Origin of the sequence: Streptomyces sp. NPDC085900 (assembly GCF_044540925.1) — a bacterium.
GTDB classification, from domain to species: Bacteria; Actinomycetota; Actinomycetes; order Streptomycetales; family Streptomycetaceae; genus Streptomyces; species Streptomyces gilvifuscus.
The window spans coordinates 85856-99884 of sequence record NZ_JBITSP010000012.1; the positions used below are offsets into that span (position 1 = coordinate 85856).

Annotated in this window: 12 protein-coding genes; 3 read left to right on the plus strand and 9 right to left on the minus strand. The window is 73.3% G+C overall.

Going from position 1 to position 14029, the window contains the following annotated elements:
* Window positions 1-64: 64 nt before the first annotated feature.
* The 4 genes from ACIGDI_RS33755 to ACIGDI_RS33770 all read right to left on the minus strand — a co-directional run bounded on the left by ACIGDI_RS33755 (window position 65) and on the right by ACIGDI_RS33770 (window position 5260).
* Window positions 65-1078 carry a 4'-phosphopantetheinyl transferase family protein gene (locus tag ACIGDI_RS33755; protein ID WP_399904782.1) on the minus strand — a complete coding sequence of 338 codons (1014 nt, stop codon included), beginning with the start codon at window positions 1076-1078 and terminating at the stop codon, window positions 65-67.
* 98 nt (window positions 1079-1176) lie between these two features.
* On the minus strand, window positions 1177-3006 hold the full coding sequence (locus tag ACIGDI_RS33760; protein ID WP_399904785.1) for an acyl-CoA dehydrogenase: 1830 nt from the start codon (window positions 3004-3006) through the stop codon (window positions 1177-1179).
* 124 nt (window positions 3007-3130) lie between these two features.
* Window positions 3131-4114, minus strand: a complete 984-nt coding sequence (locus tag ACIGDI_RS33765) for an SRPBCC family protein (RefSeq protein ID WP_399904788.1) — start codon at window positions 4112-4114, stop codon at window positions 3131-3133.
* Between the two features lie 660 nt (window positions 4115-4774).
* Window positions 4775-5260, minus strand: coding sequence for a hypothetical protein (locus tag ACIGDI_RS33770; protein WP_399904791.1), 486 nt, complete (start codon window positions 5258-5260; stop codon window positions 4775-4777).
* Window positions 5261-5437: 177 nt separating this feature from the next.
* Between ACIGDI_RS33770 and ACIGDI_RS33775 the strand changes: the two genes are divergently transcribed.
* Window positions 5438-5671 carry a DUF6059 family protein gene (locus tag ACIGDI_RS33775; RefSeq protein WP_399904794.1) on the plus strand — a complete coding sequence of 78 codons (234 nt, stop codon included), beginning with the start codon at window positions 5438-5440 and terminating at the stop codon, window positions 5669-5671.
* A 79-nt stretch (window positions 5672-5750) separates the two neighbouring features.
* On the opposite strand, the gene ACIGDI_RS33780 is transcribed toward ACIGDI_RS33775, so the two are convergent.
* The 4 genes from ACIGDI_RS33780 to ACIGDI_RS33795 all read right to left on the minus strand — a co-directional run bounded on the left by ACIGDI_RS33780 (window position 5751) and on the right by ACIGDI_RS33795 (window position 11338).
* Complete coding sequence (locus ACIGDI_RS33780; RefSeq protein ID WP_399904795.1) at window positions 5751-6572, minus strand: BTAD domain-containing putative transcriptional regulator; 822 nt, start codon at window positions 6570-6572, stop codon at window positions 5751-5753.
* Window positions 6573-8209: 1637 nt separating this feature from the next.
* Window positions 8210-9037, minus strand: a complete 828-nt coding sequence (locus ACIGDI_RS33785; RefSeq protein ID WP_399904798.1) for a BTAD domain-containing putative transcriptional regulator — start codon at window positions 9035-9037, stop codon at window positions 8210-8212.
* Between the two features lie 329 nt (window positions 9038-9366).
* A complete protein-coding gene (locus tag ACIGDI_RS33790) occupies window positions 9367-10929 on the minus strand; it encodes an acyl-CoA carboxylase subunit beta (RefSeq protein WP_399905304.1) in 1563 nt (520 codons plus the stop codon).
* A gap of 184 nt (window positions 10930-11113) precedes the next feature.
* Window positions 11114-11338 carry an acyl-CoA carboxylase subunit epsilon gene (locus tag ACIGDI_RS33795; protein ID WP_399904801.1) on the minus strand — a complete coding sequence of 75 codons (225 nt, stop codon included), beginning with the start codon at window positions 11336-11338 and terminating at the stop codon, window positions 11114-11116.
* 877 nt (window positions 11339-12215) lie between these two features.
* Between ACIGDI_RS33795 and ACIGDI_RS33800 the strand changes: the two genes are divergently transcribed.
* On the plus strand, window positions 12216-12611 hold the full coding sequence (locus ACIGDI_RS33800; protein WP_399904804.1) for a hypothetical protein: 396 nt from the start codon (window positions 12216-12218) through the stop codon (window positions 12609-12611).
* A gap of 157 nt (window positions 12612-12768) precedes the next feature.
* On the plus strand, window positions 12769-13212 hold the full coding sequence (locus tag ACIGDI_RS33805; protein WP_399904807.1) for a hypothetical protein: 444 nt from the start codon (window positions 12769-12771) through the stop codon (window positions 13210-13212).
* Here the strand turns inward: ACIGDI_RS33805 and ACIGDI_RS33810 are convergent.
* On the minus strand, window positions 13193-13654 hold the full coding sequence (locus ACIGDI_RS33810) for an iron chaperone (protein ID WP_399904809.1): 462 nt from the start codon (window positions 13652-13654) through the stop codon (window positions 13193-13195). The two genes, ACIGDI_RS33805 and ACIGDI_RS33810, sit on opposite strands and share 20 nt — an antisense overlap.
* Window positions 13655-14029 lie beyond the last annotated feature (375 nt).

Genomic DNA, 14029 nt, shown 5'->3' on the forward strand with positions numbered 1-14029 from the left:
ACGGCCGAGGGAGTGGGCCCGCTGCTACAAACGACTTGTCCGCCTCACCACCTAGGACACGGTCTTAGATGTCCACGGCCGGGGATTCATTGTGTGGGGGTGGTGTCATCGCGGTGAGCAGCCGGCGGTCCAGCATGGTGCCGACCGAGGTGTCGCCGGCCGGGTCGAGTCCGGCGTCGTGGCAGGCGGCGCTGACGAGGTAGCGGCCGAGGACGGGGTAGGTGGCGAACGTCCATTCCTCGCCCAGGGCCGCGGTGCCGTCGGGGGTGCGCAGGCCGCCGAGGGCGAGGCCGAAGCCGAACTCGGTGAAGGGCAGCCGCATGCCCTGCCCGAGCGCCTTGGTGTAGGCCTCCTTCAGCGTCCACAGGCGCAGCAGGCCCGCCGCCCGCTGGGGGGCGGGCAGTGCGTCGAGTTCCGCCGCCTCGGCCGGGGTGCACATCGCGCGGCGCATCAGGTCCACGTCGAAGCGGCGGTCCGCGCGCTCGGCGTCCAGGCCCATCCGGCCCATCCGGCTGATGCCCACGGCCATCAGCTCACCGGTGTGCGTCAGGCCCACCTCCACCTGGTCCAGTCCGCGCAGGTAGGGGCGGCCGCCGAGCCGGTAGGCGATGTCGATGTCCTCGGCTTCGATGCCCAGCGCGGCCGCCGCGGTGTACTTGATGAGCAGCCGGGAGGCGGCGAAGCGGCAGCGGACCGCGGGGTCGGTTGTGCGTTCGTAGCGGCTGAAGTCGCGGCCCAGCAGCGGCCTGAGCCGCGGTGTGGTGAGCACCGCCGGCAGCCACTCGGTCCACGTCGCGTACGCCACCGTGGCCCCGCGGTCCAGGAGGTTCTCCCTGACCTGCAGCCAGGAGCTGTCGGGGCGCGGGATGTGCACGGGCGGGGCGACGGCGGAGCCGCGCGCGGTGGCGACGGTGCCCAGTGCGCTCAGGCGGTGCAGGGCGGCCAGGACGCCGGCGCTGTCGCGGGCGTCGATGTCGTCGGTGACGTCGTCGTCGGTGACGTGGTCGTCGCTGACGTCGGTGACGTGGTCGTCGCTGACGTGGTCGTCGCGCGGGTGTGTGGGCTCGCCGGGGTGCACGGCGTTCGTCTCCTTGTCTGCTCGTTCCGGTCCGCCGCTGTGCTGGGGGGCGCGGGCTCTGCCCGGCCGGGAAGAATCGTTTCTGTCCGGGTGGGGTCTCACGCGAGCCGCATTCCGTACAGGTCGAAGCTGTGTCCGTGCCGGTAGCGGTCCACGAGGGCGGCGGCGAGGTCCGGTGTGACGCCGTCCGGCACGTCGGGCACCTCCAGGCCCAGGCGGCGGGCGAAGCGGGTCAGGGCCAGCAGCGCCCAGTCGGGTTCGGCCGGCAGGGCGCCGGCCGGGCCGGCCAGGGCGGCGTTCTCGCAGACGGCCAGGCAGGAGGCGGCGGCCAGCAGCAGGCAGTACCGGTCGACGAGGACGTAGGCGGCCGGGGAGGGCGCCCCGCTCTGCGGGCGCCGGAACAGTGCGGCGCAGCGTTCGGCGAGGCTGTGCACCTCGGCGGCCAGAGCGCGGCCGAGGTCGGCCAGGGCCGCCCAGCGCGGGCCTTGAGCGCGTTTGCCGTCGAGCCGGGCGGCGGCGCCGAGCAGCGCGGCGAGCATTCCGTCGCAGGCGTGGTGGGGGTCGTGGGGCTCGGCGTGCAGGCGCCGGAAGTCGAACGCGGCCCCCGGGGCGCGGCGTGCGCCGGGGGTGAACAGGGCGGCGGGGGCCTCGCGCCAGGGCTCGCCCCGCCGGGCGGCGTGGCCCAGGGTGCGCAGGTGGGGCACGAGCACGGCCTGGGTGTCGGCGGTCCCGGCGTGGCCGAGGCCGGCCACCGGCAGGTCGCGTACGAGTTTTTGGAAGCCGCCGTAGGCGGGGCCGCGGTCGTAGCCGCGGGCGCCGAGCACCGCGGCGAGTTCGTCGAGGTCCTCGTGCAGCAGCGCGGACACGGCGTACTTGACGGCGGCCGAGGGGACCAGGGCGTACTCGGGGGCCAGATCGAGCAGCCGCAGCCCGGCGACGGCGAGGCTGTCGCAGGCCAGCAGGTCGGCGAAGACGCCGGCCAGCACCCGGCCGCGGCGCCCGCCCAGCACCAGGCCGCGGGGGGACTCGCCCAGGGCCCGTACGGCGTAGCGCAGGGCGCTGTCCATCCCGGCGACCAGGGCGCCGCCGGAGACCAGGGCGCGGCTGACCTGGAAGGTGCGCAGGGACAGGTGGATGCCCTCGCCGAGCGTGCCGATGAGGGCGTCGGCGGGCACCGGGCAGTGCTCAAGGTCCAGTCCGGCGTAGTGGGCGCCGCGCATGCCGTGGGTGCGGGCGCGCGGCAGCCGGTGCACGGCGTGGGAGGGGAGCCGGTCGGTTTCCAGCAGGAACACCGAGTGGCTGTCGGGGCCGTCGCCGTCGGCGGTGCGCGCGTAGGCGACGAAGGCGTCGGCGCGGTCGGCGTTGATGACGACGTCCTTGCGGCCGTCCACGACGAACCCGCCGCCCGGCGCGGGGTGCGCGCTGTACTCGCCGCGCAGGATGGCGTTGGCGTGCGCGAACTCGCGGTGCAGGATGGTGATGCGGCCGCCCGCGAGCAGGCGCCGCGCGGTGTCCTGGCGCTGGCGTTCGTCGCCGGCCGTCCACACCACGGACGCGGCGAACAGGGCGGTCATCCCGGCGCCGAAGCCGAGCGCGACGTCCCGCCGAAAGAGCGGCCGCAGCACCTGCGCGAGTTCCTCGACACCGGCGAGGCGGCCGCCCAGCAACCGGGGCACGAACTCCGCGCCCAGGCCGAAGCGGTCGAGGAGTTCCTCGGTGGCCGCGGGCGCCTGGCGGCGTTCGTCGGCGGCCAGCAGCGCCCGCTGGCCGTGCGGGTTGTCGTCGGCGAAGGGGTCACCGAGCAGATCCTCGACGTACTGGGCGCGTGCGGCACCGTCCCCGCACACCCGCAGGCCACGGGCGGCGGGTGTGCGGGGACGTGCCGCGGCCCCGGGCGCGAGGGCGCCCGCGGTCAGGTTGTCGTTCACGTGGGACCTCCACAACTCCGGCCCGGCGGGGCCGGGCGGCCGGTGCGGACGGAAAACCGTTCGGCGCGATGAGCGCGGTCTGCGGCGGCCGGGCCGGCCGCGCGGCTCACACCCGGCGGGCGGCTCACACCCGGCGGGCGAGTGCGTCCTCGGCGTGCTGGCGGGCCAGGTCCAGCGCGGCGACGCTCTCCCGGGCGAGCCGTGCGCGCAGCGCCTCACGCGCCCCGCGCACCGCTTCGGCCCCCTCGCCGTAGCGCTCGCGCACGCCGTCCTCGTCCAGCACGGCGTGGTGGCGGGCGACGACGGTGACCCCCTCGCCCCAGGGGTCGGGTTCGACCGACCACTCCCCCGTGTGCGCGGCCAGCAGCGCGGGCTGCTCGCTGTCGCGGATGTCCTTGTAGACGATGCGTCCGGCGTGCGGGAAGCCGATCCGCACCGATTCGGTGGTGCGCGTCCCGCCGTCGCCGCCGGCCGCGGGCAGTTCCACGGTCATCAGCTGCACCCCGGGGGTGCGCTCGGACACCTCGATCCGCACGGCGCCGGACGCGGTGCCGGCCCGGTCGCCGAAGCGGTGCAGGAAGTCGTAGACCGGCTCCACGGGCGCGTCGATGTGCACCGATTCCTCGAAGGACAGCACCAGGTGGTCCAGCCGGCGCCAGCGCTCGGCGAGCTGTTTGAGGTTGGCCAGCGCGGCCCGCGTGTTGGCGGTGGTGGCCCGCTTGACCCAGTCGACGTCCGCGCGCGCGTTGTCGCTGACGGCGAAGTCGTTGCGCAGGGTGAGAAGGGACTTCTCCGGGCCGCGGGGCTCCACGCTCCAGCTGCCGCCCATCGAGGTCACCGGGCGGGGCAGCACCTCCTGCCGGAAGTCGATGCGGTGGGCCACGGGGTCCAGGACCCGCCGCGTGGTCCAGGATTTGATCTCGCCGTTGGCGGTGACCCACATCCGCAGCCGCTCCGAGGCGCCGTCGAACTCCAGCTGTTCGACGTGGACCGTGGGCGGCAGGAAGACCGGCCAGCGCAGGGCGTCCGCGATCAGGCCGTAGAGCACGCCGGCCGGGGCGTCCACCTCCGCGTGCTGGGCCATACGGTGCACCGGCGCGAGGTACATCCACCCCACCCCTTTTCTCGTCTCGGAGGTCCCAAAGACCGGGCCGGGACACAGAACACCGCGGCCGGCCCGGCTCGTATACAGGCTCGCCATGGACTGTGTCCTGATCGGGTGGAGAACACCTCGGCCGCCACCGGAGTACGGCTCGAACCCGCAGCACGGCACCGGCCAGGCCGCCGGCGCGGCGTCCCCGTGCGACGCCGGCTCCACCCGGGCCCGACCACTGCGGGCGACCCTGCGGGCCCGGGCGGGGGCACGGGGGCACTGGGGTGCGGGGGCGGGAGCACGGGCGTGCGGGCCGGGCGACGCGGGGGGGGTGCGCCCCGTGGCCCTCAACGGACCGGCCCACGGTCCGCCGGGGTGCCTGCGGGGTGCTGGGGATGCCACAGCCCCTCCTGCCGCTGCCGCGGCCGTCCGCGGCCGGCGTGGCCGCGTCGCGCGTGACTGCTCCCCCGTTGAATGAGCGTGTGACCCCTGCCGCTCGCGGTGGCCAGGGACATGGGTTTGCCGCATCGCCCGTCCGCCCGGGCCGGCGATGCGGCGGATCGTCGGCCTCTGTCCCCGGCGAGGCCCTGCTCTGTCCTGCCGCACGTGGAGCCGGCGTCCTTTTCACGATGATCCGCGCCGCACCCCTCTCCGCACCCCGGCCGGCGGCAGCACTCACCTGCCCGGCGGCTCGGCCAGGAGCACGACCCGGTCGGCTTCAACGTCGAACCCGAGGACCGGATGGCCACAGTCGCCTTCCGGATCCATCAGCACCGGCTTGCCCAGCCGTCGCCCGATCGCCCGGAGAAAGCCACACAACACATCCAGTCGCTCCTGCCCCTGAAGCTCACGGAGATCCACATCGAAATCGATCTCCTCGGCCGCATGGAAACGGAAGATCGCCAGCACATCGTCTGCCGGCCGCACCCGCAGCTCAGGGCAGTCGGCGTCAACCGGAAGGGAAAGCACCGCCTGGGCCCTGGGCATCGGCAGCACCGCCTCGCCTTCTGCGTACTGCCACGTCCAGCCGCTCTCACCGACGAGGTCGAGGACCGCCTGCCAGTCCTGAATCGCGGCACCTGGCACACGCACATCCGGCAGCGACCCCATCAAGTCCGGATCGAAGAAGTACGCCACGTCAGCCCACAGCAGCTCAGACACCCCGCCAGGGTGCCCGACCTCCCACCCCGCCGCCGCCCGGTTTTCCTCGGCGAACCGTCTAAGGACACTCCCCCGGGGTCCGCCGGATTGGGGTTCGAGACCGTGTCAGGCGGTTCGCGAGCGCAGGGGCCGACGGTGACGGGCAGGGGGCGGCGTGCGCCGCCCGAAGGAGTGGTGATGGCGTTTCGTGGTGCCCGGCGCCTACGGCGGGCCGCCCGCGCCCTGGCGTCCTGCGTCTGGCAGTGCCTGGTGGCCGCCGGCGCCGTCCAGATGGCGGGCGAGACGGCCCGGGCCGATGCCGCCCGGCTGCTTAACGCACCCCCGCCCGGCCATCCCGAGCGGCTGCGCCCGGATGTGCCCCTGACCGCGCTGGAACGCTCCCTGCTGAGGGATCTGGGCCTCGTGGACTGAACCCACCGGCCCACCCGGCGGTTGCGGTACGGCGGTGCGGTGCGTCGGTACGGCGCGGCGGTGCGGCGGTGCGGCGGTGTCAGGCTGCGTAGAGGTCGAAGGTGGAGGTGCGCCGGGGGCAGGAGGTCACGTCCAGCTGGGGGTCGACGGCCAGCATCGCCTGGTGCAGCCGCTGCAGCTGCGGCGAGGGTTCCACGCCCAGCTCCTCGACCAGGCGGCGGCGCAGCCGGTGGTAGACGTCGAGCGCGGCGGCCTGCCGGCCGGAGCGGTACAGCGCCACCATGGCCTGCGAGTGCAGTCCCTCGTGCTCGGGGTGGCGGGCGGTCAGGTCCATCAGCTCGGCGGTGACCTCGGCGTGCCGGCCCAGGCGCAGGTCGGCGTCGATGCGGCGTTCCCGGGTGACGAGCCGGCTCTCCTCCAGCCGCATCGCCTCGATCTCCAGCACCGGGCCGACCCGGACGTCGACCAGGGCGGGCCCCTGCCACAGCTCCAGCGCCTGGCGGTAGGTGCGGGCCGCCAGGGCGTCGTCGCCCTTTTCGAAGGCCTGCTGGCCCTCGGTGACCAGGCGCTCGTAGGCGTGGACGTCGACCGCGTCGGCGGGTATCTGCAGCAGGTAGCCGCCGTGCCGGGTGGCGAGCACGTCCTTGGCGGTGCCGGGGGCGCCGGGCCCCATGGCGGTACCGAGCCGGCGGCGCAGCTGCAGGATGTAGGTCTGCAGGGTGGTCAGGGCGCTCTGGGGCAGCTCGGTGCCCCAGATCTCCTCCATGAGCGTGGGCACCGGCATGACCCGGCTCGGGTAGAGGGCGAGCAGGGCCAGGATCTGGCGCGGCTTCCCGGCCGTCGGGACGATCGACATCCCGTTGACGTCGGCACTCAGTGGACCAAGAACACAAATCTTCATGGCTTCCTCCCCGTACCTCGACGGCTGTAGTCGGTTTCCGATTCGGTGTGCGAATCAGTGCCCGAGGTTCGTCGATATTGCGCCAGGCGGGGACCGAACGTGCTTTCCCGCGACACATGGACGAGGCGCACCGTATCCCGCCGCAACCCGGCCCTCGGATATAGTCGAGGAATCATTGAGTGACCTTCTTGCCGCACCCCTCCCGCCGGGGCGGAGTCACCTATTCCTGATACGCCCCCGGACCGCCGGCAGAAAAAACGAAGCCGCCAAGAGCACCCGGCGCAAGGGCAGACAGAACACACCACGGGAACTCGAATGAGCCCATAATTCCGCTGGAACCGGGGTTTCTTTTCCGCCGTTCTCGTGCCGCGCCTTACGTCCGGCGCCGGAACGACAGATCCCCTTCTGCTTTCCCGGCCGCACTCCGGATCACCGGACGAAACGCGGCGTGCACGCCGCCGCCCTCACCGGACGAAAGAGCGAAGACGCGGGCGGGGTGGGCCGGCACCAGGCCGCAGGCCGCAGGGCACCGCGAAGGGCCGCAGGGCGCCTCAGGAGGGCGGAGAGAGCCGGCAGGAGGCAGGAAGGGGCCGGGGCAGAGGGCGCGGGGTGGTTGGGCATCATGGGCCTCTGCCCGGTTCCGCCCCGGGCTGCGCCTCACGGCCGGCGGGAGTTCCCACCGACGCCGGGCTCTTCCCCGCACGGCCGGCGACGACCGGGCCACGGCTTTCGCGGCGCCGCTGAAGCCGCCGGCGGTCAGGCACAGGCCGTCGGGGGATGCGGGTGGGCAGGCAAGGGGACGGGTTCGGAAAAAGGCGCTGCGTCCGCAGACGGAGGCGAAAGGCTGTGCCGGCGGCTGTGCGCTGCGGCGGCGCGCGGCCGGGCCACGGCCGGGACGGCCGCCGACGGAGCACCGGCGCACGACGCCGGAGGCGAGGGACGGCGTAGGCCGACGTCCGCTGCTGGGAAGGCATCGACCAGGTCTGCGACCCGCGCCGCCCGGCGACCTTCATGCGCGTCGGGGAGGACGCTACCGCTGGAAGTTCCGGCTCGGAGCCGACCGGAGGACGAGGCGGCGGACGGCGGGGCGGTGCGAGGCCGGGTGAGGGGGAGGAATCGACAGGTGCCCGGTGGTGCGGGATCCGTCTCTGCGGCCTGGCCGATGGGCCCGGGTGTCGTCGCGGCCGCCCGGCCAAGGCGCTGCGGTGTGCGCGAGGCGGGTGCGCCTACACCTGGTCCTCATTGTGGCTCTGGGGCTCGGCGTCGAGGTCGGCGTCGGGCCCGCTCGGGTGCGGCGGCCGGATAGGGGGATGCGCACCCTGCGATGCGGGCGTTCACGCTCCCCGGGTCCAGCCGGTTTCCGTTCGGGCGGCTGTCCGGGGCGCTCCTCGCCCCCGGGGAAGTTTCGTTTCGGGGTCCGGCCCGGCATCACAGCCTTCCCGGCAGGGCGGCCATGGTCTTCACCGGCGGGATCGCCTGCCTGCGACCGCAGTGCGGGGCTGCTCATCGCGGGGGCAGGAGGTCGTGGTGCGGCGTTCGGGCCGTCTGGCGGTTCGTGCCGGTGTCGGTGCGGGGGCCGGTGGGGGGACCGCTCGGTGCGAGGCGGCCGGCCGTGCGGGGGTGTGCGGAAGGCGCGTTCAGCCCATCCGGGCCATGGGCGGCCCGCTGATCTCCGCGTCGCGGGCGGGGACGGTCTCGGGGACGGCCATCAGGATGGAGCGCTGCAGCCGGCTGAGCGTCGCCGACGGCTCCAGGCCCAGCTCGCGCACGAGGGTGGTGCGCAGCCGCTGGTAGACGTTGAGGGCGTCACCGCGCCGCCCGGAGCGGTGCAGGGCCACCATGAACTGGCCGTGCAGGCTCTCGTGCATGCGGTGGCGGTTGACCAGGACGGTCAGCTCGGACAGCAGCTCGCGGTGGCGGCCGCGGCGCAGGTCGGCCTCGATGCGCTGGTCCAGGGCGCACAGCCGGGCCTCGTCCAGGCGCTTGATCTCCAGTCCGATCCGGCTGCCGGCGGTGACGTCGGCGAGCGCGGGGCCGGTCCACAACGCCAGCGCCTCGCGCAGCCGGCGGGCCGCGCCGGAGAAGTCGTCGGCGTCCATGGCCCGGTAGCCCGCCCCGGCCTGCTTTTCGAACTCGCGGAAGTCGACCCGGCCGCCGCGGCTGTTCAGCCGGTAGCCGCCGGGCAGGGTGACCAGGATGTCCTTGGCGGTCACCCCCTCCTCCCCCGCCTTGGCCAGCGCCTCGCCGATGAGTTCGCGCAGCTGCAGCACATAGGTCTGCAGCGTGGTGCGGGCGCTGCGCGGCGGCTCGTCGTCCCACAGCTCCTCGATCAGGGAGGAGACCTGGACCACCCGGTCCGCGTGCAGTGCGAGCAGGGCCAGCACCTGCCGCGGCTTGGGGGCGGTCGGTGTGACAGAGATGCCGTGCTCGCGTAGCGACAGCGCGCCCAGAACTTCGATGTCCACTGTCTTCCCCCTTGTGTCCGGTGCCGGTTGCGTACAGGTCCACGTCGCGGGGACCACCGCTTGGAAGCCTGGACGGTGTGCCAAGGCTCCCGCTTGAACACGAGTAAAAAACAGCACGGTCGGTTTGTCAATGCGGGAGGGGCGTATCCGCCCGGGCTCGTACACCGGCACCCATCGGGGCGTGCTTCGCATTCGTACACACTTTTGGCAGAGCGCTGCCGGCCACCCAGGGAGACATCCCGCCCCTGCCCCCCTCGGGCCCGCGGCGAGCGGTGAGCGGCAAGCGGCCAGGGCCGCCGGAAGGGCCCGGCGCGCGGCCGACTGCCGGGTTACTGCGGGGGGTTGCCGTGCTTGCGGGAGGGCAGGTCGGCGTGCTTGGTGCGCAGCATGGCGAGGGAGCGGATGAGGATCTCGCGGGTCTCGGCGGGGTCGATGACGTCGTCGACCAGGCCGCGCTCGGCCGCGTAGTAGGGGTGCATGAGTTCGGACTTGTACTCCTTGACCACGCGGGCCCGCATGGCCTCGGGGTCGTCGGCCTCGGCGATCTGGCGGCGGAAGATGACGTTCGCGGCGCCTTCGGCTCCCATCACGGCGATCTCGTTGGTGGGCCAGGCGTAGGTGAGGTCGGCGCCGATGGACTGGCTGTCCATGACGATGTACGCGCCGCCGTAGGCCTTGCGCAGGATCAGCGAGATCCGGGGCACGGTGGCGTTGCAGTAGGCGTACAGCAGCTTGGCGCCGTGGCGGATGATGCCGCCGTGCTCCTGGCCGACGCCGGGCAGGAACCCGGGGACGTCCAGGAGGGTGATGAGGGGGATGTTGAAGGCGTCGCACATCTGCACAAACCGTGCGGCCTTCTCGGATGCCTCGATGTCCAGGACCCCGGCCAGGGTCTGCGGCTGGTTGGCGACGATGCCGACGGCCCGGCCGTCGAGCCGGCCCAGCGCGCAGATGATGTTGCGCGCCCAGCGCTCGTGGACCTCCAGGACCTCGCCGTCGTCGACGATCTCCTCGATGACCCTGGCCATGTCGTAGGGGCGGTTGCCGTCCGCCGGGACCAGGTCCAGGAGCACCTCGCCGCGCCGGGTGGGGGGATCGGTGCACGGCAGGCGGGGCGGGAACTCCCGGTTGTTCTGCGGCAGCAGGGAGAGCAGGTAGCGGACCTCCGCCAGGCACGTCTCCTCGTCGTCGTAGGCGAAGTGGCACACCCCGGAGGTCTCGGCGTGCACGTCGGCGCCGCCCAGGCCGTTGTGGGTGATCTCCTCGCCGGTCACGGCCTTGACCACGTCGGGGCCGGTGATGAACATCTGCGAGGTCTCACGCACCATGAACACGAAGTCGCTCAGGGCGGGGCTGTAGGCAGCGCCGCCCGCGCACGGGCCGAGCATCACGGAAATCTGCGGGATGACCCCGGACGCCCTGGTGTTGCGCTGGAAGATGCCGCCGTAGCCCGCGAGGGCCGAGACGCCCTCCTGGATCCGGGCGCCGGCGCCGTCGTTGAGGGAGACCAGCGGCGCACCGGCCGCGATGGCCATGTCCATGATCTTGTGGATCTTCGTGGCGTGGGCCTCGCCCAGCGCGCCGCCGAAGATCCGGAAGTCGTGGGCGTAGACGAAGACGGTACGGCCCTCGACCGTGCCCCAGCCGGTGATGACACCGTCGGTGTGCGGCCTCTTGGCCTCCAGGCCGAAGCCGGTCGCGCGGTGCCGGCGCAGCTGCTCGACCTCCTGGAAGGAACCGGCGTCCAGCAGCAGCTCGATGCGCTCCCGGGCGGTCAGCTTGCCCTTGGCGTGCTGCGCCACGGTCGCCTTCTCGCCCGGCCCGGCCAGCGCCTGCGCACGGACGGCATGCAGCTCGGCCACCCGCCCCCGCGTGTGCGAAGGCCCGGCCATCACCGGGGGAATGTCGTTGAGGACGGTCACTGTCTCTCCCTCCCGCAGGCGCGGCCCGGACCCCCGCCCCGAATAACAAACCGTTCATGCGGTTTACGTGGGGTGTCGTGGTGGGCGGCACGCGCGTGGATCAGCCCTGAAAAAAAGACAGCGCCTGCCGGCGGGCGGCCAGGCGCCGGTGGCGCTAGCGCCAGCAGTGCGGGGAACGCCACGGCCCGCCGGGGCGGCCCGGACGGCGCCACGACGGCACAGCGGCAGACTCCTCCCCCTCCTGCTCCTGCGCGTCGGCCGCCGCCTGCCGCCCGGCCAGCACCGAGCACAACACCACGGCCACCGCGGCCAGTTCGTCATCGTCGGCCCGCCCGCGCTCCACCCGCAACGCCAACGGCGGCACACCCGCTACACCCATCTGCGCTCCTTATCGGCTGCCGCCACCGTCCGCCACCGCACTACAGGAGCACTTCAGCCCCGCTCAACAGACACCGGAACCCCACGGCCCTGGGACCTCACCGGTCTCACGGGCCGGGGTGAACACCGGCAACAGGGGCGCGGCGCGCCCGCCGGGAGCCGGGAGCCGGGAGCCGGCCGTTTTCCCCCGGCCGGCCGTCTGCGCTCGGGGCCAGGGGGGATGCGCATGCCGGGGTCTGCGGCGCGAAAGCCCTCGTGGCGAGCGCGGCAGGCCATGGCCGCTCAGCCGGCCTGGCCGGGTCGCGCACAACCGGTGCGCCGGGCGGCCACCGGCGGCAGGCCGTGCTCCCCGGTGGCCGGCAGCCCCCGCAGGGGCGCGTTGCGCGGTGACCACCCCCAGGGCCGGACTACGGTCTCTTCACTGCCGTGAAGGCAAACCCGCCACGGCCAGCGGGCTGCCGCCGGGGCGATCTGCCAGGTCGGCGCCCTGCCCGCCCCTGCCGCATCCGGCGCTCCCGGCACCCCCTCGCCACCGGATGACGCCCCCTCCTTCGCGCCCCCTCGCGCCGGTGCCCCACGGTGGTCCCGGCCGCCGCCGGGCGCCCCTCATCCGCCGACGCGGCCCGCTTCCCCACCAACCGCGCCGGACCGTAGGCGACTGCCGCCTGCCTGCCCTGCGGGCCGCGGTGTCGGGGTGAGGGCGCGCCGGCCCCCACCGGCCGGCCTGGGCCGCAGGACATGCTGCGGCCCGCCAGCGTTTCGGCCTCCTTCGAAACGCTGGCGTCCCCTGCCGGCGGCACCTAGGTTCCTGCCCACCACAGCGACCGCCGACGGGACGCGCCTCGTCACCGCGGCACCACCCAGGGGGAGATGCACCCATGCCCAGGCGAATGAAACGAAGCGGACTCCTCGCCGTGCTGGCCACGGCCGCACTGCTCGCCGGCGCCTCCCAGGCGGCAGCCTCCCCGGCGGGAACCGCGGCCCCCGCGGCAGTACGTCAGGCTGCCGCGCCGGTCTACCTGACCACGGTGGTCGACCAGTGGACCCACTGGACCCCCGACTGGCACAACGAGTCCCACGCCGGCACCTTGTACGCGGGCCGGAACTACTTCTACTGCTACACCTACGGCGTCACCTACACCGGCAACGGCCACACCAGCTCGGTGTGGCTGCGCACGGACGACGACACGCACAACAAGAACGTGTGGGTCAGCGACGTCAACCTCGACCGGGACGGGTTCAGGTACGACGTCAACCTGCTGCCCCACTGCTAGCGACCAACCGACCAAAATGCGCTGACCTGCTGAAACGCGACCGTCGCCGGTGGGTAGGTGGGGAGATTCCCGGCGCACCGCCGTACGCCGACGTGTGACTGGGCACGCCGGTCGGCCACACCGGGGTCCGCCTGTCGGCGCACCTGCCGGGCACGAGATGGAGCACGACCTGCTCGTCTTGGGCGGACCGAAGAACAACGAGGTGGCCCGCCGCATCCTGGAGGCCAGGACGCAGGCGTTGCCGTTCCGGCTGGACGCAGGAGCGATCACCTGGGAGGGCACTGCCTGCACCGGCGATGCCGCAAACGGCGAGGTGGAACGTGACTGCGGCTCCATCGTCCGCGCCGCCAACCCCCTCCACCCCAAGACCCGCATCGTGCTGATCGGCGGTTGGTCCACCTCCAACACCGTGGCCGCAGCCCGCCGGCTGACCGAGAACGGCGCCCGTCGTTCCCTGACCGCCGATGTCGCCGTGCTGACAGAAGCCTCGGTACTTCGAGATGGCCACGTCCGCACCTCGCGTCCTGCGCGAGGCACGCCTCAGCAGGGCAACCACGCCCCCGTCTCAAGACGCGCCCTAGCTAGCCGACCGCCCGCTTGACCAGTGCCGCGATCTGCTCCTCCACCTCGGCCGTCACGCCGGTCAGGGCGAAGGCGGTCGCCCACATGGCCCCCTCGTCCAGATGGGCGGCGTCGTTGAAGCCGAGCGTGGCGTAGCGGGCCTTGAACTTCGCCGCGCTCTGGAAGAAGCACACGACCTTGCCGTCCAGGGCGTAGGCGGGCATGCCGTACCACAGCTTCGGCGCGAGCTGGGGGGCGCTGGCGGTGACGACGGCGTGGACCCGCTCGGCCATCACCCGGTCCGCATCCTGCATCTCGGCGATCTTGGCCAGCACGTCCTGCTCCGCCAGCGCCGCCTTGTCCGCCCGCGAGCCGCGCCGCGCCGCCGCCTTCTGCTCCTGGGCGTGCTCCTTCATCGCGGCCCGTTCCTCGGCCGAGAACCCCTCATACGTGCCGCCCCTGCCGCTCTTGGTGCTGCTCATGCTCACTCCCGTAGCCCATAAGTCACCAAGACCGACCCCGGTGCGCGCGGCCGGGCCCGGTCCCTGCCGCCAGTACAACATCCCCCCACACGCACGCCCTTGAGGCCTGCTACAGGACCGCTTGAGCCCGCCTTCCGTGGCCTGCGTCGCGATGTCCATCGCGGCCGGCGGCCGAGGCCTGTTCGGATGCGTTCGGGCAGACGCTGCGGCTCTGCCGCACCGATGGCCGCTCCACCCCCTCCGGCCGCAGACCTGCCATGTCTTGGTCCCCGACGGCACCCGTCCCGATCCGTTGAGCGGGGTAACTGCCTCTGCTTTTGCGCCCGGTTTCATGCCGCCGGGCGCAGCCGGCGGCCGGGATCACTGACCGTGGCT